Raw genomic sequence first — 16,194 nt, forward strand, 5'->3', positions numbered from 1 at the left:
GCGATCTCGCCGGGCCGGCGCGGGCCCCCGGATGCGGCGGAGACGTCTCACTCGGCTTCATCGGGCCGAGGGGGCGTCGCCACCGTTGCGGAGAGTGGCCTCGATGCCGTCGAGAAGCAGGGCCAGCCCGTCCTCGAACGCGGCAGGTCCATCCGGCGAGCCTCCGTCGCGGATGGCGGCCAGCAGCGTGGGGGTCGCCTGAGCTTGGTCGAGGTCGCTCGGTGAGGGCTTCTCCCGTTGGCGGCGTGCCTGCTCCTCCAGGACGAAGCCGGTTATGTAGGAGCCGAGCGTGGTGATGGCGCGCATGGCCCGCACGGGAGTGAACCCTTGGAGCGCCAGCGCGTTGAGCTCCCCATCGAACGCGGCGGCGATATCGGGCCCCGGGCTGCTTCCGGCTATGAGACGGGCGCCGTCACGGTGGGACAGCAGGATGGCGCGGCGCTCGCGGGCCCGGCGGGTGAGCCAGTCGCGCCAGTGCTCGCCGGCGCGTGGCGGCCCGAGATCCTGGCGCACCTGGATGGATCGTGCCATCTCATCGAGGAGCTCTCGCTTGTTGCGGAAGTGCCAGTAAAGCGCGGGTGACTTGACCTGCAACCGGGCGGCGAGCCGGCGCGTCGTCAGTTCCTCGAGTCCGACTTCTTCCAGCAGTTCCAGCGCTGCACTGATGATCGTCGACCGGTTCACTCCGCGTCATGGCCTCCTGTCGGCGTTTGACTCCTTATCAATGATAAGGCAGTTTGGCGGAACACGTCCTTATCGTTGCTAAGGAGAGCATGTGTCGTACACGCGTTCCACCAGGCTGCTGTTGTGCTGCGGCCTGATTGTCTCGGTGCTGTTCCCGGGAGTGATCCTCGTTGAGGGCGCGCTCCGTCCTGGATATGAGCCATTGCACCGCTTCGGCAGCGAGCTCTCCCTGGGTGAGCGGGGATGGGTGCAGATCGCCAACTTCATCGTCAGCGGGCTGCTCGTCCTCGGGTTCGCCTTCGGCCTGCGGCGCGTGATGCGTCACGGCAGCGGATCGGTGGCTGCCTCCCTGCTGGCGGCCGTCTTCGGCGCGTGCCTGATCGTGGGCGGCGTCTTCGTCACCGACCCCAAGCCCGGATATCCCGTAGGCAGCACGGGAACGGCCGAGCCGACGGTGCACGGCTTGATCCACGACGGCAATCCCGTTCCGTTCTACCTGTCGCTGATCGCGCTCATGGGTGTGATGGCAAGGTACTTCGCCGCCGAGCCAGGAGGGCGGCCCTGGATGTGGTTCTGCGTCGCCACGGTGCTCGCGGTGCCGGTGACCTTCGCGATTGCCGCCGGATCGTACGACGCGGAGAGCCAGACGGGGATGTACCACGGGCTCTGGCAGCGCATCAATCTGGCCGTCAGCCTGGGCTGGTTCGGTGTGGTCGCGACGTGGTTCCTGCGCAGGCGTCCGAGGGACGTCCAGGACGCCTGAGTCCTGGTACGCGGCGATCCCATTAGGATGTTCATGGCATCGGAATGTTCCTAACATTTGAAGGGATCGTGATGGCGACTCGGCATCTGTACGCGGTGCGGCACGGCGCAGCCGACGCGTTCGGCAAGTTGACCGACGTGGGGGAGCGGCAGTCGCACCTGGTGGCGGATCGGCTCGCCAGCCTGCCCATCGATGCGGTGTGGCATTCGCCCCTGCCCCGGGCGGTGCGCTCGGCGCAGATCATCGGCGAGCACCTGGCGGCTCCCGTGCGCGAAGCGGCCGAGCTGGTCGACCACGTGCCACACGTGCCGGATGACATACCGCCGGCGTGGGCGGGCTTCTTCGACGGCTACGACGCCGCGGAGGCGGCCGCGGGCGCGAGGCTCGCGGATGCCCTGATCGACCGGTTCGCGCGCCCCGCCGAGACGGAGACCCACGAGGTCCTGGTCACGCATGCCTACCAGGTCGCCTGGCTGGTGCGGCAGGCCCTCGACGCACCGCCGGCCCGGTGGCTGGGATTGGGCTGCGGCAACACGGCGCTGACCGCGATCGACTATTACGACGGTGCCGCGCCGGCCGTGCTGTTCTACAACGACATGGGTCACCTTCCGGCCGACCTGCGCTGGACCGGATTCGGGCCGAGCGTCCGGCCGTGACAGGCGCAGCGCCGGAAGTCGCACGACAGCGGCTCCCGGCGGTCCCGGCGGTGTTCAGCCTCGGGGGACGCGGTGTGCTGGTGCCAGGCCGAGCCATTCAGGGTGCGGCGGCGTCCTGGGGCTGGGAGCGCAACCGGAACACGATGAGCACCACGCCCAGTGCGGGCCCGAGGCCCCAAGCCAGCGGGGCGACGGCGCCCATGAGCGCGGTGGAGCCGGTGAGCAGGCCGACCGCGCCGCCCAGGCTCAGCACGCCGGTGATCGCGAAGGTCATGCCGATGCCATGCCCCCGGAAGGCCGGGGCCAGGAAGAGGCAGGCGAGGGAGAAGAACACGCCCCAGCCGAGCAGTTCGAGCGCGAAGGTCAGCGACGGCCATCCGTAGGGCTCGAACCACTCCAGGCCCTCGGTCCGGCCGAGGCCGGGGCTCTGCGCGACCAGAGTCAGCGCCACGAACCGGTTGGCGCAGGTGCACACGGCACACAGCACGACGAACACCAGTGAGGCGAGCGTGTAGACCTGCCTGGCGGCCGGGGTGGCGAGGTGGACGGCGCACCACAGGGGCACCATGACCAGCCCTCCGAGCATCATGATCACGTGAAAGGCCGTGCGGAAGGGGTCCTGCGGCGGGAACGGCAGCCCTTGGGCCGTCATTACCGCGAGAGCGGCCGTGTAGGCCACCAGCAGGGTGACGAAGCCACCGCCCGCCCACGTGCCCACGGATACGACTGACGTCCTGTTTCTCATGGCCCTGCCTCCGACGAGTGGCGTAGATTGTTCACCATAGTGGTGAAAAATCTACGCCACTATAGGGTTGTCGCCGACATACCGCAGCGCAACAGGGAGACGGAGGCGATGGGGGAGCACCACAGGAGGCCCACGCCGGCGGGCATCGAGCTGGCCTGGCACGCCTCCCGCGCCCGGGAGCGCGGTGAGCCGCCCAGGCCCGGCCCTCGGCGAGGGCTCAGCCTGGAGCGGATCGTCGAGGCCGCGATCAACCTCGCCGACCGCGAAGGGCTCGGGGCGGTGTCGCTGGCGCGCGTCGCCGCCGCGCTCGGCACCGTGACGACCTCGCTGTACCGGCATGTCCGTTCCAAGGACGACCTCGTCGTGGTGATGCGCGATGCCGCCGCCGCGCCCCCGGCCGGCCTGCCGGACCCCGACCCCGCACGGTGGCGGGAGTCCCTGGCCGCCACCGCCTGGCAAATCTACGACCTCTTCCGGCGCCACCCCTGGGTCCTCCAGGTGCCCGCGTTCGGCCCGCCGGACACGCCGAACGACCTGCTGTGGGGCGAGCGCATGCTCAAGGCTCTATCGGGGACCAGGCTGAGCCCGCACGACCGGCTGCGCGCCGTCACCCTGATTTTCGGATACGTTCGCGAGCAGGCCAGGCTCACCCTCGATCCGGTCATCTCCGACGGCGGCGAGGCCGCGGCCGGCGACTACTTCGGCTTCCTCGCGACGGTCATGACGCCGGACCGCTATCCGCTGTTCTGCGGCCTGTTCGCCGACGCGGCCGGCGCCGCTTCCATCGGCTACACCGACGAGGACTTCCGGTTCGGCCTGGACCGCATTCTGGCCGGGCTGGCCGAGCTCAACCACGCGGGCGGCTGATCCTGGCAGGCCACCGTCCGGCTACGACAAGCGGCTACGGGCCTGCCGTCGGGCTGGACAAGCGGACCGTCGGCGTGCTCGCCCGACGACTGCTGGACCGTGGATTGCACCATCCGCGTCGCCCAGCGCGTTCTCGCGCCGGCGGCGGCGATCTGGCGAAACAACGCGACCAACGCCCCGATCACCCGGTCACTGATCGCCTACGACCCTTGACCGGAGATCGGACTTGCTCGTGCAGTCGTGACGGAGGATGGCGTGGGCGGCGGTGAGGCGTTCGGCCTCCTCGCGTTCGGAGCGGTCGCCCGACACGTCGTCCGCCCAGGCGAGGAGCCGGCGCAGGTGGGCGTCGGCCGCGTCCGTCGAGACGGGAGGGCTGCCGAGGGCGACCTCGCCGCTGGTCCCGTCGATGGTGACGAGGGTGCCTTCGCTGACGGTGTGCCCATCGGCCCTCCACGAGGCGGCGGCGACGTCGACGACGAGGCCGGTGACGCCGACGACGGCCGGCTTTCCCATCGCCCGTGCGACGACCGCGGCGTGGCTGGCCGACCCGCCGCGCGCGGTGACGATGCCCGTGGCGGCGGCCAGGCCGCGCATGTCGTGCGGGGACGTCTCCGGGCGCACCAGGATGACCGGGCCGTCGGCGGCCATGCGCACCGCCGCTTCAGCCGTGGTCGCCACCTTGCCGGCCGCTACACCGGGACAGGCCCCCACTCCGCGGACGACGATGTCAGCCTTCGCCGATGCCGCCATGCGGGGCGTGCGGGCGTGCCGCAGATGGTGTGGCGAGACCCTGAGCAGCGCTTCTCGCCGGGTGATGAGGCGCTCGTCGGCGAGTTCGGTCGCGACGCGAACGGCGGCGCCTCCGACGAACCGGCCGGGCCGGACCTGCAACAGCCACAGCTCGCCGGCCTGGAAGGTGAACTCGACGTAGCACGCATCGCGGTAGTGCCCCTCGACCCGGCGCAGGGCTTCCGTCAGGGCGCTCCACACGGCCGGTTCCCGGCCGGCCAGTTCGTGCAGGGGGCGGGTCGATGACCGGCCCGAGACGACGTCTTCGCCCTGGCGCCCGAACAGGACGTCGCCGTACGGGACGTTCTCCCCGGTGTTGGGGTCACGGCTGAAGGCGACTCCGGTGCCGCTGCGGTCGTCACGGTTCCCGTACACCATCGCCTGCACGATCACCGCTGTGCCGAGATCGTGCGGAATGTCATGCAGTTCGCGGTACGTACGCGCCCGAGGTGCGTCCCACGACGAGAAGACGGTCTCGATCGCCAGCTCCAGCTGCTCGGCCGCGCCGTCAGGGATCGACCGGCCGGCTCGTTGCCGGATACGCTCCTCGACCGCTTCGATCAGCTGTGCGTCCCCGTCGCCCGGGGCTCCGCCGGGGTCGGCGGCCGCTCCCATGACGTCGGTGTCCGTGATCGCGGACGCGAAGCTCGACAGGAACCGCAGCCGTGAGTTCAGCGCGAACCGGGCGTCGCCGGTCTCGGCGGCCAAACCCGCTGACGCTTCCGTCGTGAGCCCGAGATTCAGGACGGTGTTCATCATGCCGGGCATCGACACGCTCGCCCCGGAGCGTACCGACACGGCCAACGGCGCCTGAGCTCCGCCGAACCTGCGTCCGGTCGCGGCCTCCAGGCCGGTCATGGCGATCGCGAGCTCCTCGTCCAGTCCGGCGGGAAGACGGCCCTCGCGCATGAACGCCCGGCATGCCTCGACGGTGACGACGAACCCGGCGGGCACCGGCAACCCCAGACGGTGCAGGACCACGAGGCCGTGCGCCTTGGCGCCCAGAACCTCCGCAGGCTCCTCGGCCCGCGCGGAGAGCGGCCGGATCCACCTCACCGGGGGATCCCGAGCGTCGCGAGCAGGTCCTCGTGAAGCTGGGCCCACACGGTGTGGTACGAGGCGGCGACGTGGTCGGCCACGTACTCGAGCTCGCCCGAGTGGGCACGGTCGAGGGCTTCGGTCAGGCGGGTTCGATAACGGCCTAAGCGCGGCAACGCCGCGGCCAGTTCGGCGCAGACGACCGCGGCCCGCTGGTCCAGGGCGGAGAACCGGTCGAGCACGCGAGTGTCGTACGCGGGGTCGCTGTGGTCGTTGACGATCATCACACCGTCGACGGGCCTCAGCTGCCAGGCCGTGCAGAGATCGAGCAGTTCCGGGTTCAGTACGAGAAAGCGCTCGTAGGCCGCGGTGACAGCGGGACGCGCGCCACCTGATTCGAGCTCGTCGGTGATCCACTCGGCGTCGGCGACCCGGCCGGCATCCGTCAGGCCCCACACGTCGAACCCGCCGGACAGATGCGTGACGAGACCGGCGACCGCGAGATCGATCAGCTCGGACTCGACCTCGGACTCGTCCATGCCCGTGGCCGCGGCCACACGGGTGAGGCCGGCATGGCCGACACAGCGCAGTGCATGGAGCACCAGCAGCCCGGCGTCGGTGCGGCGAGGTGCGGGCCGGTTCGCGTCATCGCTCTTCGCGACCGGGCGCCGTGCCGGGTCGCCGGGTGCGGGCCGGCTCATGGCGCGGCCCATCGCGACCGCGCGCCGTGTGCGGCGTCGGCTGCCGTCGCGGCTCCGTCCACCGCGACCCGGGTCCGCGCCCGTGAGCCCCGCTCGACGGGCTCCCGCCTCGCGGCCGATGCGCGTCCGCGCGCCTGCCGGACCCGTGCCGGCCGTGTCTCCACCACTTCTTCCCACCAGAACATGATTGGGATGCTCTCACAATCTGGATGTTATTGTCATTTGAAGGGCGTCGTGACAAGCGCTTCGTCAACGTCCGGAGCCGGAGCACTCCCGCCGGGCGGGCAGACTGGAAGGCGTGCCATCCACCCCGCCTGACGGCGATCCCGCGCCCGCCACGGGCGAGCTGCCCGCGAGCGCCCTGAGCGGGCTCGGCGAGCGTCCGTTCGGCTTCTACGTGCACGTGCCGTTCTGCGTCACCCGCTGCGGCTACTGCGACTTCAACACCTACACCGCCGCCGAGCTCGGCCCCGGTGCCTCCCACCGCGACTACGCCGACACGGTCGTCGAGGAGATCCGGCTCGCGCGCCGCGTCCTGGGCACGGCCGAGCTGCCGGTGGAGACGGTGTTCTTCGGCGGGGGCACCCCCACTCTGCTTCCTCCGGAAGACCTGGCCAGGATCCTTGGCGCCATCGGCTCGGAGTTCGGGCTGCGGCCGGGGGCCGAGGTGACGACCGAGGCCAACCCGGAGTCCGTCACCCCGTCCTCCCTCGACAAACTCCGCCACGGCGGGTTCAACCGGGTCAGCTTCGGCATGCAGAGCGTCCGCGAGCACGTGCTCCAGGTGCTCGACCGCGGGCACACGCCGGGGCGGGCCGCCGCGGCCGTGAAGGAGGCGCGGGCGGCCGGGTTCGAGCACGTCAACCTCGACCTGATCTACAGCACGCCCGGCGAGTCCGACGACGACTGGAGGGCCTCGCTGGACGCGGCGATCGAGGCCGGGCCCGACCACGTGTCGGCGTACTCGCTGATCGTCGAGGACGGCACCAGGCTGGCGGCCAGGATCCGGAGGGGCGAGCTGCCGATGCCCGACGACGACGTGGCCGCCGACCGCTACCTGATCGCCGACGAGATGTTGTCGCAGGCAGGTCTCCACTGGTACGAGGTGTCCAACTGGGCCACCTCCGACGCGGCGCGCTGCCGGCACAACCTGCTCTACTGGACCGGCGGCGACTGGTGGGCCGCCGGTCCGGGCGCGCACAGCCACGTCGGCGGCACCCGCTGGTGGAACGTCAAACACCCGGCCGCCTACGCCCAGCGGCTGGCCGGCGGCGCCTCGCCCGCCCATGCCCGCGAGGTGCTGGACACCGATGACCGCGACGCCGAGCGCCTGATGCTGGAGCTGCGGCTGGCGTCCGGCTACCCGCTCGCCGAGGTCGCGCCCGCCGCGCGTCCCGCTGTGGCGAGCGCGCTGGCGCGGGGGCTGCTCGAGCCCGGGCCGTTCAGGTCGGGGCTGATGGTGCTCACCCTCCAGGGCCGGCTGCTGGCCGACGCCCTCATCAGGGATCTGCTCGTCTAGGTGATCATGCGGATGGCGAACGGATAGCGGTACATCTGCCCCTTGTTCGTGGCCATCGCCGCCTGGATGTGGAAGATCAACGACACGATCCAGACCACCGGCAGCAGCAGGATGCCGACGAAGACGATCATCAGGATGCTCGAGACGAGATAGCCGATGAACATCGTGATCTGGAAGTTGAGCGCCTCGGCCGCCTGGTCCCGCACGTACGGCGACTCGTCCTTCTTCATGAGGTAGATGACCAGCGGACCGATCCAGGAGGCCAGCAGGCCCAGCAGGTGCGCGATCATCGCCAGCGAGGTGTCGTCGGTGCCCGGGCGAGGGCCGAAACGGCCGGGGACGTACGGCTCGTGCGGGCCCCGGGGGTAGGCGTAGCCGGGCGGGGGAGCGCCGTATCCCGGGGCCTGGCCCTGGCCGGGCGGTGGTGCGTAACCGGGAGGCGGACCGTAGCCGGGCTGCCCGCCGTAACCTGGTTGCCCGCCGTAACGGGGCGGCTGGGGTCCGTAGATGGGCTCGGAGTCGGGCATCCGGCCGTAGGACTGCTCGCCGTAGGCGGGCTCGGACCCGGGCTGCGGGCCGTACCCGGGCTGGCTGCCGTACCCGGGCTGGCCGGTGTAGCCCGGCTGGCTCGTCTGGCCGAACTGCCCGCCGTAGCCGGGCCGGCCGCCGTATGCGGGATGGGATTGCGGTTGGGATCCGTATCCGGGTTGGTCGCCGTAGGCGGGCTGAGATCCTGGTTGAGGGCCGTAGCCGGGTTGGGAGCCGGGTTGGCCGCGGTAGTCCGGCTGCTCGCCGGAGGCCGGGGGTTGAGGGCCGGAGCAGTGGTCCGGCTGGAGGTCTGACGCTGACACCTTGCGGGTGCGTTCGTCGTCAGGTGGCGGCTGGGGATCCTGGCTCATCTCTCGTTCCTTCGCTGGAGACCCCGGGCTTCAGCCCTGGGGAGGAAAGCGAACCTGCCGCGTAGCGGCGCACAGGACGTCAGTCCGCCGTCAAGGCGGAATGGCGTTAAGCAGGCGCGGGGTGGCCTGCTAAGATCTTGAGTGTGCGGACGGCGTACAAGTGCCGGGCCTACCCGACCCCCGAACAGGCAGCGGTGCTCAACCGCACGTTCGGCTGTGTGCGCGTGGTGTGGAATCAGACGCTCGCCTGGCGGCACCGCCGCTGGCACACCGAACGGGCATCCACGAACGTGCCGCAGGCCAACGCCTTCCTCACCCAGCTCAAGCGGACCGAGGAGTTCGCCTGGCTGAACGAGGTGTCCTCGGTCCCGCTTCAGCAGGTGCTGCGCACTCAGCAGAAGGCGTTCGCCAACTTCTTCGCCGGACGCGCCCGATATCCGCGCTACAAGTCCCGCACCGGCCGCCAGGGCGCCGAATACACCCGCTCCGGGTTCCGCTACCGCGACGGGCAACTGTTCCTGGCCAAGATGAACACGCGACTGGCGTTCGTGTGGTCGTGGCCGGACATCGACCCGGCCACGATCAACCCGTCCACGGTGACCGTCTCCCGCGACCCGTGCGGACGCTGGTACGTCAGCTTCGCCGCCGAGGCCGACGACCCGGATCAGGCCGCCCCTGCCGGCGCCGTGCTCGGCGTGGACCTGGGGGTCAAGGACTTCGCGGTCACCTCCGGCGGCGAGAAGATCGCCAACCCTCGCAGCCTGGCCGAACGAGAACGCAACCTGGCCCGCTACCAACGCCGGATGGCCCGAAAACAGCGCGGCTCGAACAACCGGGCCAAGGCGAAAGCCAAGGTCGCCCGCGCCCACCGCAAGGTCCGCGCGTCCCGGGCGGACTTCCTGCACCGCACCTCGACGCGGCTGGTCCGCGACCACGACGTGATCGTGATCGAAGACCTGGCCGTGAAGAACATGGTCCGCAACCGGAGCCTGGCCAAGGCCATCTCCGACTGCGGCTGGGGCACCTTCCGCCGCATGCTCGAATACAAGACGGCCAAGTACGGACGCCACCTGATCGTCGTGGACCGCTGGTTCCCCAGCTCGAAGACATGCTCCGACTGCGGACACCTGCTCGCAACGCTCTCGCTCTCCACCCGGACGTGGACCTGTCCGGGCTGCGGCACCCTGCATGACAGGGACGTCAACGCCGCGAAGAACATCCTGGCGGCAGGTCTTGCCGTGTCTGCCTGTGGAGGTGATGTCAGACACTCCGGGTCCGCCCGGGTGCAGTCGCCCACGAAGCAGGAAACCCAACCTGTGAAGGTTGGAATCCCCCGCCTTTAGGCGTGGGGAGGAAGTCAAGATGCCTCCGTCACGAAGTCGATCAGTTCTTCGACCCGGCCGAGCAGCTCCGGCTCCAGGTCGGTGTAGCTCGAGACGGCGCCGAGGATGCGCCGCCATGCCTGCGCGGGCTCCATGCGCCAGCCCAGGGCCGCGATCACGCCTTCCTTCCACGGCACGCCGCGCGGCACGTCGGGCCAGCCGGGGATGCGCAGCACGGACGGTTTGACCGCCTGCCAGATGTCGACGTAGGGGTGCCCCACGACGAGCACGTCCGGTGAGGTGATCTCGGCGGCGATCCGGCTCTCCTTGGAACCGGGCACGAGGTGGTCGACCAGCACCCCGAGCCGGCGGCCAGGCTCGGGACCGAACTCCGCCACGATGGCGGGAAGATCGTCCACGCCCTCCAGGTATTCGACCACGACCCCTTCGACCCGCAGGTCGTGACCCCAGATCTTCTCCACGAGGGCGGCGTCGTGCACACCTTCCACGTAGATCCGGCTCTCCCTGGCCACCCTGGCCCGCAGCCCCTGGACGGCGATCGAGCCCGACGCGCTGCGTCTGGTGCCCGCGGGGGCCGCCGCCGGGCGCACGAGTGTCACGGGCTTGCCCTCGAGCAGGAACGCCGCGGGCGCGAGCGGGAACAACCGGCGCTTGCCGAACCGGTCTTCGAGCGTGACGGCCTCCTTGTCACAGGCCACCACCGCGCCGCAGAAGCCGCTGTCGGCATCTTCCACGACGAGCTCCAGCTCGGCGGGCACTTTCGGGATCTTCCCCTTGCCCGGCCGACGCCAATTCCCCGCCAGTACATCGCCCTCGTACACACGGGGACGGTAGCAAATCACCCGCCGACCGCGCCGACCGCAAGGCGCCTGCGCGACGCACCCCGGCCCGCCAGGACGACGGCCGTGCCGATGACCGCGGCGAGCAGTCCCGCGCCGCCGACCAGCAACGGGGCGGTCGTCACCGCGCCCGTGGAGGAGGCGTCCTTCCCGACGCCGTACCGTACGGTGGCCTGCTCCTGGTGGGTGCAGATCAGCTGGTAGTCGCCCCTGGCGGGCGCGTTGATGACGAGGAACTGCTGCCAGACCGTGCCGCCCTCCGTGACCCTCGGGAGGCCCGTGGTCTTGGCCAGCCTGGCCGGTCCGGAGATCTCGCACGCGTAGTGGACGGCCGTGTCGCTGGCGATGTAGACGGCCGGCCTGTCCGCGGGGTCGATCGGCACCGTGACGCTTTCACCGGCCGCGAACGCCTTGGTCGGCGCCAGGCCGGACGCGTCGGCCCCGCCGCCGAACATGACGGCGGCGGTGATCAGGCACACGACGGCCACGCCCCAGACGGCTCCGAGCCACCACAGGGGCGGCGTCACGGCCTTCGGGTCGATGCGGGGCGGGAACTGGGGTTGCCCGCCATGAGGTCCGTACTGCGGCTGCGGGCCGTACTGCGGCTGCGGGCCGTACTGGGGTTGCGGGCCGTACTGGGGTTGCTGCGCGTACGGCCCGGGCTGGCTGTGGTGCGGTTGTCGCGCGTACGGCCCGCTGTGGTACGGCGGTTGCCCGTGGGGCGAAGGCTGACCGTAGCCCGAGGGCTGATCATAGGGTGGCGATGGATGCCCGAACTGAGGCGGCGGACTGTAACCAGGCTGTGAGCCCGCCTGAGGCTCGTAGCCGGGTTGCGAACCGGGTTGGGGCTCGTAGCCGGGTTGGGAGCCCGGCTGAGGGCCGTAGCCCGGCTGGGAGCCCGGTCGCGGGCCGTGCTGCGGGGGTTGGGACTGACCTTGGTCGGGATCCTGCCCTGGCGGCTGGTCGGACGACGGGGGCTGGGAATCGTCGGTCATGTGCGCAAGTGTGAGGCCTGTCCCTTCCCGGAAGCTAGAAGCAGGACGGGACACGGTGTTATCGCACCTTGTGGGCGAGAGCCGTACACTTGGCACTCGGGAACACAGAGTGCTAGAGCCTGTGTCTTCCCCATGGCACGAGGGCAGGAGGTGAGCGCGTGCTTGACGAACGGAAGCTGGCGGTGCTCCGCGCCATTGTCGAAGACTACGTGTCGACCAACGAACCGGTGGGCTCCAAGGCGCTGGCCGATCGCCACAATCTGAAGGTCTCCCCGGCGACGGTCAGGAACGACATGGCGGCGCTGGAGGAGGAGGGATACATCACGCAGCCGCACACCAGCGCGGGCCGGGTGCCGACGGACAAGGGCTATCGCCTGTTCGTCGATCGGCTCTCGCAGGTCAAGCCGCTGTCGGGGGCCGAGCGCCGGGCGATCGAGACGTTCCTGGCCGGCGCGGTCGACCTCGACGACGTGGTGACCCGCACGGTTCGCCTGCTCGCGCAGCTGACCAGGCAGGTGGCGGTGGTGCAATACCCGACGCTGACCCGTTCGACGGTGCGGCACGTCGAGCTCGTCCCGCTGAACGACCGGCGGGTCATGCTCGTGCTGATCACCAACACCGGCCGCGTCGAGCAGCGCGTGATCGAGCTGCCCGAGGTGGTGGAGGAGGCGCGGATCGCGCACCTGCGCGCCGTGCTCAACTCCTGCCTCGACGGCTGCGGCCTGACCAGCGTGCCCGACCTGGTGGCCGACCTGCCTGAGCGGTTGCCCGCCGAAGACCGGCCCGCCGTGGCGACGATCCTGTCGGTGCTGCTCGAGACCCTCGTGGAGCGGCACGACGAGAAGATCGTGTTCGCCGGGGCGGCCAACCTCGCCGGCGCCGACTTCTCCACCGGCCTCCGCGACGTGCTGGAGGCGCTGGAAGAGCAGGTGGTGCTCATGCGGCTGCTCGGCGAGACCACGTCCGACACCCCGTCCGCGCTCACCGTGCGCATCGGCTCGGAAAACCCCTACCTGCGGGGCACATCCATCGTCGCGACCGGATACGGTTCTGGCGACAACCAACTGGCCCGGCTCGGGGTGCTGGGACCCACGAGGATGGATTATCCAGTGACGATGGGCGCCGTGCGCGCGGTGGCACGCTACGTCAGCCAGATCCTGGCTGCATCTTAAGAGGTCGATAAGTGGCAAACAGCGACTATTACGCCACCCTCGGGGTGCGCCCTGACGCCAGTCAGGACGAGATCAAGAAGGCCTACCGCCGGCTCGCCCGCGAGCTGCATCCCGACATGAACCCCGATCCTGAGACTCAGGACAGGTTCAAGGAGATCACGCAGGCCTACGAGGTGCTGTCCGACCCGAACAAGCGCCAGATGTACGACCTGGGCGGCGACCCCTTCGGCGGCGCCGGAGCGGGTGCGGGCGCCGGAGCCGGCGGGTTCGGCGCGGGTTTCCCCTTCAGCGACATCATGGACGCCTTCTTCGGCACCGCGGCCGGCGCCAGGGGCCCCCGTTCGCGTGCCCGCAGGGGCCGCAACGCCACCATCAGGGTCGAGCTCGACCTGCGCGAGACCGCTTTCGGCACCACCCGCGAGCTGGTCGTCGACACGGCCGTGATCTGCGAGGTGTGCCAGGGCGCGGGCGCGGCGGCCGGCACCCACCCCGACACGTGCGACATGTGCAACGGGCGCGGCGAGATCTCCCAGGTCACCCGCTCGTTCCTGGGCCAGGTCATGACCTCGCGGCCGTGCCCGCAGTGCGGCGGGTTCGGCACCATCATCCGCAACCCCTGCCAGGAGTGCTCGGGCGACGGCCGGGTGCGCACCCGGCGGACGATCAAGGTCCGCATCCCCGCGGGCGTCGAGGACGGCACCCACATCCAGCTCGCCGGCGAGGGCGAGGTCGGTCCCGGAGGCGGCCCGCCCGGAGACCTGTTCCTCGAGATCGCCGAGCGGCCTCACGAGATCTTCGAACGGCGCGGCGACGACCTCCACTGCACCGTGCAGATCCCGATGACGGCCGCCGCGCTGGGCACGGTGCTGACGGTGGAGACGCTCGACGGCGCCGAGGAGATCGACGTCCGCCCGGGCACCCAGTCAGGTCAGGTCATCACGATGTACGGGCGCGGCGTGCAGCGGCTCAACGAGTCCGGCAGGGGCGACCTGCTGATCCACGTCAACGTCGAGACGCCGACCCGCCTCGACACGGCGCAGGAGGAGCTGCTGCGCGAGCTGTCCAGGCAGCGCGGCGAGGAGCGGCCTCCCGGCAAGTTCGCCCCCGGGCAGCAGAGCTTCTTCTCCCGGCTGCGCGACGCCTTCAACGGCAGGTGACGTGACCGTCCCCGTCTTCCTGTCGCGGGAGCTGGACGGCACGGAGCTGACGCTCGACGGCCCGGAGGGGCGCCACGCGGCCTCGGTCAGGCGCCTGCGGGCCGGCGAGCGGGTCGACCTGACCGACGGCGCCGGCTCCGTCGCCGAGTGCGTCGTACGCGAGGTGCTGAAGGACGCGCTCCGGCTCGACGTGATCGGCCGGCACACCGTCGAGCCGCCCGGCCGGCGGCTGGTCGTCGTCCAGGGGCTGCCCAAGGGCGACAGGGGCGAGCTGGCGGTCGAGATGATGACCGAGGCGGGCGTCGACGTGATCGTGCCGTGGTCGGCCGCCCGGAGCGTCACGCAGTGGAAGGGCGACAAGGTCGCCAAGGCGCTGGGGCGCTGGCGGTCCACGGCTCGTGAGGCGGGCAAGCAGGCCCGCAGGTTCCGCCTGCCCGAGGTCGCCGACCTCGCCTCCACCTCCCAGGTCGAGCGGCTGCTGTCGGAGGCGGCGCTGGGGCTGGTGCTGCACGAGGAGGCGGCCGAGCCGCTGTCGGGCGTGGAGTTGCCGGAGGGCGGCGACATCGTGGTGGTCGTGGGGCCTGAGGGCGGTGTCTCAGCGGACGAGCTCGACAGGTTCCGCGCGGCGCGGGCTGTGCCGGTGCTGCTGGGGCCCACGGTCCTGCGTACGTCCACGGCGGGCGTGGCGGCGGCGGCCGTGCTGATGACGCGTACGGGGCGCTGGTAGGGCCTCTGAGGGCCGTCAGGGCGCCGGCTGGGAGGCGTCGAGGAGCGGGCTGCTGCCGCCGGTGGGCGTCTCCTCCACGACGTCGCCAGGCGGGCACTCCTCCATCGGGCACGCCGTGGGCTCCATGGACGTCTCTTCCGGGGCGGGCGTCGGGCTGGGGGTGCTCGTGGGGCAGTCGGGCGCCGGCTCGGCCGGCACGACGGTCGCCGAAGGGCACGGGGTGGGCGTGGGGCTGGACGAGGGCGACGGCGCCCTGGTCGAGTCGGCCGTCTTCGAGGCCCGCGGCGTCGGGGACTTCGACTCGGGCGGCACGAAGACGACCTCGGAGCGCGAGGGGACGGGTTTCTTCGGCGGGGGCTCGTGCGAGCGGGTGGTGGAGGAGTTGGACGGGACCTCGGAGGACTCGACACCGGCGGGCTGGACGGAGCTCTCCTCGGTGATCTGGGAGCGCAGCCCGGGAACCATCATCACGATCGTCCCCGCCACGAGCAGGGCACTGGCGGCGGCCGCCCCCGCGCGCCACCAGAACAGGTTACGAACGCCGCGCCGCTCGATGCGGGCACGGATGATCTCCAGTCCTTCCGGCGAGGGCACGACCGCATCCGCCTCCGCACGGAGCGCACGACGCAGCGCGTCGCCGTACTCGTCGGGGGGCTGGGTCATGACATTTTCTCCAGAACGGATCGCAACGCGGCCATGCCACGAGCGGTGTGGCTCTTGACCGCCCCCTTGCTGATGCCCATGGCGTGAGCGATCTCAGCTTCGGACAGATCACCGTAATAGCGTAGGACCAGTGCTTCTCTCTGTCGGGTCGGCAGGGCTCGTAACGCCTCGATGACGGCGGAGCGTTCCAGCTCGCCGATCGCGCCGTTCTCGGCGCTCGGGGCGTCAGGCAGGCCCTTGGGGGCGTATTTCTCGACGACCGCGCGGTGACGCAGCACGGAGCGGGACCGGTTGACGACGGATTGACGCAGGTAGGCGAGTGCTTTGTCGGGATCACGCAGCCTACGCCACGCGCCATGAATGGCGACGAACGCATCCTGCACGACTTCCTCGGCGGTTGCCATGTCGCGCACCAGCAACACAGCGAGACGCACCAACGACCGGAAATGCGCGCTGTAGAGCGCGGTAACGGCCATGTCGGCATCCCACCCGACCGGCACCGCCCCCATCGACCTGTCGGCCAGAAGGGTTTCGGTGGTCACATCAGTGGGACGCGCGGCCTTCCCAGAGGGTTTACGCTCTTCCGGTTCTTGAGGTTTCCCCGGTTCCTTAGGGTGCATTACCCAGTCGTGTTCCT

17 protein-coding genes are annotated in these 16,194 nt (G+C 70.6%); 8 read left to right on the plus strand and 9 right to left on the minus strand.

Annotated features, from left to right (window positions below; translation table 11 throughout):
- Positions 1–57 precede the first annotated feature (57 nt).
- The gene (locus ABGB14_RS01585; RefSeq protein WP_347641683.1) at positions 58–684 is read right to left on the minus strand and encodes a TetR/AcrR family transcriptional regulator C-terminal domain-containing protein; all 627 of its coding nucleotides are present in this window, start codon (positions 682–684) and stop codon (positions 58–60) included.
- A 91-nt stretch (positions 685–775) separates the two neighbouring features.
- Here ABGB14_RS01585 and ABGB14_RS01590 point away from each other — a divergent pair, with 91 nt between their 5' ends.
- Positions 776–1,447 (plus strand): DUF998 domain-containing protein, encoded by a 672-nt coding sequence (locus tag ABGB14_RS01590; protein WP_347641684.1) that lies wholly within the window; start codon positions 776–778, stop codon positions 1,445–1,447.
- A gap of 71 nt (positions 1,448–1,518) precedes the next feature.
- A complete protein-coding gene (locus tag ABGB14_RS01595) occupies positions 1,519–2,103 on the plus strand; it encodes a histidine phosphatase family protein (RefSeq protein WP_347641685.1) in 585 nt (194 codons plus the stop codon).
- Positions 2,104–2,200: 97 nt separating this feature from the next.
- Here the strand turns inward: ABGB14_RS01595 and ABGB14_RS01600 are convergent, their stop codons facing one another.
- Positions 2,201–2,821 carry a hypothetical protein gene (locus ABGB14_RS01600; protein ID WP_347641686.1) on the minus strand — a complete coding sequence of 207 codons (621 nt, stop codon included), beginning with the start codon at positions 2,819–2,821 and terminating at the stop codon, positions 2,201–2,203.
- Between the two features lie 135 nt (positions 2,822–2,956).
- Between ABGB14_RS01600 and ABGB14_RS01605 the strand changes: the two genes are divergently transcribed.
- Positions 2,957–3,715: a TetR/AcrR family transcriptional regulator gene (locus ABGB14_RS01605; RefSeq protein ID WP_347641687.1), complete on the plus strand. Its 759-nt coding sequence runs from the start codon at positions 2,957–2,959 to the stop codon at positions 3,713–3,715.
- A 189-nt stretch (positions 3,716–3,904) separates the two neighbouring features.
- On the opposite strand, the gene ABGB14_RS01610 is transcribed toward ABGB14_RS01605, so the two are convergent.
- Both ABGB14_RS01610 and ABGB14_RS01615 read right to left on the minus strand, forming a co-directional pair.
- Positions 3,905–5,560, minus strand: coding sequence for a pyruvate, phosphate dikinase (locus ABGB14_RS01610; protein ID WP_347641688.1), 1,656 nt, complete (start codon positions 5,558–5,560; stop codon positions 3,905–3,907).
- A complete protein-coding gene (locus ABGB14_RS01615; RefSeq protein ID WP_347641689.1) occupies positions 5,557–6,243 on the minus strand; it encodes a transcriptional regulator in 687 nt (228 codons plus the stop codon). The genes ABGB14_RS01610 and ABGB14_RS01615 overlap by 4 nt, the downstream gene beginning before the upstream one ends.
- A gap of 298 nt (positions 6,244–6,541) precedes the next feature.
- Between ABGB14_RS01615 and hemW the strand changes: the two genes are divergently transcribed.
- Entirely contained in the window at positions 6,542–7,762 is a 1,221-nt protein-coding gene (hemW, locus tag ABGB14_RS01620; RefSeq protein ID WP_347641690.1) for a radical SAM family heme chaperone HemW, read from the plus strand.
- On the opposite strand, the gene ABGB14_RS01625 is transcribed toward hemW, so the two are convergent.
- The gene (locus tag ABGB14_RS01625) at positions 7,759–8,661 is read right to left on the minus strand and encodes a DUF4870 domain-containing protein (protein ID WP_347641691.1); all 903 of its coding nucleotides are present in this window, start codon (positions 8,659–8,661) and stop codon (positions 7,759–7,761) included. The genes hemW and ABGB14_RS01625 overlap by 4 nt on opposite strands.
- Before the next feature lie 143 nt (positions 8,662–8,804).
- On the opposite strand from ABGB14_RS01625, the gene ABGB14_RS01630 reads away from it, so the two are divergent.
- Positions 8,805–10,004, plus strand: a complete 1,200-nt coding sequence (locus ABGB14_RS01630) for an RNA-guided endonuclease TnpB family protein (protein ID WP_347641692.1) — start codon at positions 8,805–8,807, stop codon at positions 10,002–10,004.
- A 14-nt stretch (positions 10,005–10,018) separates the two neighbouring features.
- Here the strand turns inward: ABGB14_RS01630 and ABGB14_RS01635 are convergent, their stop codons facing one another.
- Both ABGB14_RS01635 and ABGB14_RS01640 read right to left on the minus strand, forming a co-directional pair.
- Positions 10,019–10,825, minus strand: a complete 807-nt coding sequence (locus tag ABGB14_RS01635) for a DUF3097 domain-containing protein (RefSeq protein WP_347641693.1) — start codon at positions 10,823–10,825, stop codon at positions 10,019–10,021.
- Positions 10,826–10,842: 17 nt separating this feature from the next.
- Positions 10,843–11,838: a hypothetical protein gene (locus ABGB14_RS01640; protein ID WP_347641694.1), complete on the minus strand. Its 996-nt coding sequence runs from the start codon at positions 11,836–11,838 to the stop codon at positions 10,843–10,845.
- Between the two features lie 158 nt (positions 11,839–11,996).
- On the opposite strand from ABGB14_RS01640, the gene hrcA reads away from it, so the two are divergent.
- Genes hrcA through ABGB14_RS01655 form a run of 3 tightly spaced genes read left to right on the plus strand, consistent with a single transcriptional unit; the run spans position 11,997 to position 14,894 of the window.
- The gene (gene hrcA, locus ABGB14_RS01645) at positions 11,997–13,010 is read left to right on the plus strand and encodes a heat-inducible transcriptional repressor HrcA (protein WP_347641695.1); all 1,014 of its coding nucleotides are present in this window, start codon (positions 11,997–11,999) and stop codon (positions 13,008–13,010) included.
- Positions 13,011–13,021: 11 nt separating this feature from the next.
- Complete coding sequence (gene dnaJ, locus ABGB14_RS01650) at positions 13,022–14,167, plus strand: molecular chaperone DnaJ (protein ID WP_347641696.1); 1,146 nt, start codon at positions 13,022–13,024, stop codon at positions 14,165–14,167.
- 1 nt (position 14,168) lies between these two features.
- Entirely contained in the window at positions 14,169–14,894 is a 726-nt protein-coding gene (locus tag ABGB14_RS01655; protein WP_347641697.1) for a 16S rRNA (uracil(1498)-N(3))-methyltransferase, read from the plus strand.
- A 15-nt stretch (positions 14,895–14,909) separates the two neighbouring features.
- On the opposite strand, the gene ABGB14_RS01660 is transcribed toward ABGB14_RS01655, so the two are convergent.
- Entirely contained in the window at positions 14,910–15,557 is a 648-nt protein-coding gene (locus ABGB14_RS01660) for a hypothetical protein (protein WP_347641698.1), read from the minus strand.
- A complete protein-coding gene (locus tag ABGB14_RS01665; protein ID WP_049573205.1) occupies positions 15,554–16,066 on the minus strand; it encodes a SigE family RNA polymerase sigma factor in 513 nt (170 codons plus the stop codon). Before ABGB14_RS01665 ends, ABGB14_RS01660 begins: the two co-directional genes overlap by 4 nt.
- Between the last annotated feature and the right edge of the window lie 128 nt (positions 16,067–16,194).

It is taken from the genome of Nonomuraea sp. B10E15, from assembly GCF_039871615.1.
GTDB lineage: Bacteria > Actinomycetota > Actinomycetes > Streptosporangiales > Streptosporangiaceae > Nonomuraea.

Bases quoted from the DNA above. Each gene is read 5' to 3' on its own strand.
- ABGB14_RS01595 (WP_347641685.1), top strand. From the start codon at position 1,519: ATGGCGACTCGGCATCTGTACGCGGTGCGGCACGGCGCAGCCGACGCG.
- ABGB14_RS01605 (WP_347641687.1), top strand. From the start codon at position 2,957: ATGGGGGAGCACCACAGGAGGCCCACGCCGGCGGGCATCGAGCTGGCC.
- ABGB14_RS01615 (WP_347641689.1), bottom strand. From the start codon at position 6,243: ATGAGCCGGCCCGCACCCGGCGACCCGGCACGGCGCCCGGTCGCGAAG.
- ABGB14_RS01625 (WP_347641691.1), bottom strand. From the start codon at position 8,661: ATGAGCCAGGATCCCCAGCCGCCACCTGACGACGAACGCACCCGCAAG.
- ABGB14_RS01640 (WP_347641694.1), bottom strand. From the start codon at position 11,838: ATGACCGACGATTCCCAGCCCCCGTCGTCCGACCAGCCGCCAGGGCAG.
- ABGB14_RS01660 (WP_347641698.1), bottom strand. From the start codon at position 15,557: ATGACCCAGCCCCCCGACGAGTACGGCGACGCGCTGCGTCGTGCGCTC.
- ABGB14_RS01665 (WP_049573205.1), bottom strand. From the start codon at position 16,066: ATGGGGGCGGTGCCGGTCGGGTGGGATGCCGACATGGCCGTTACCGCG.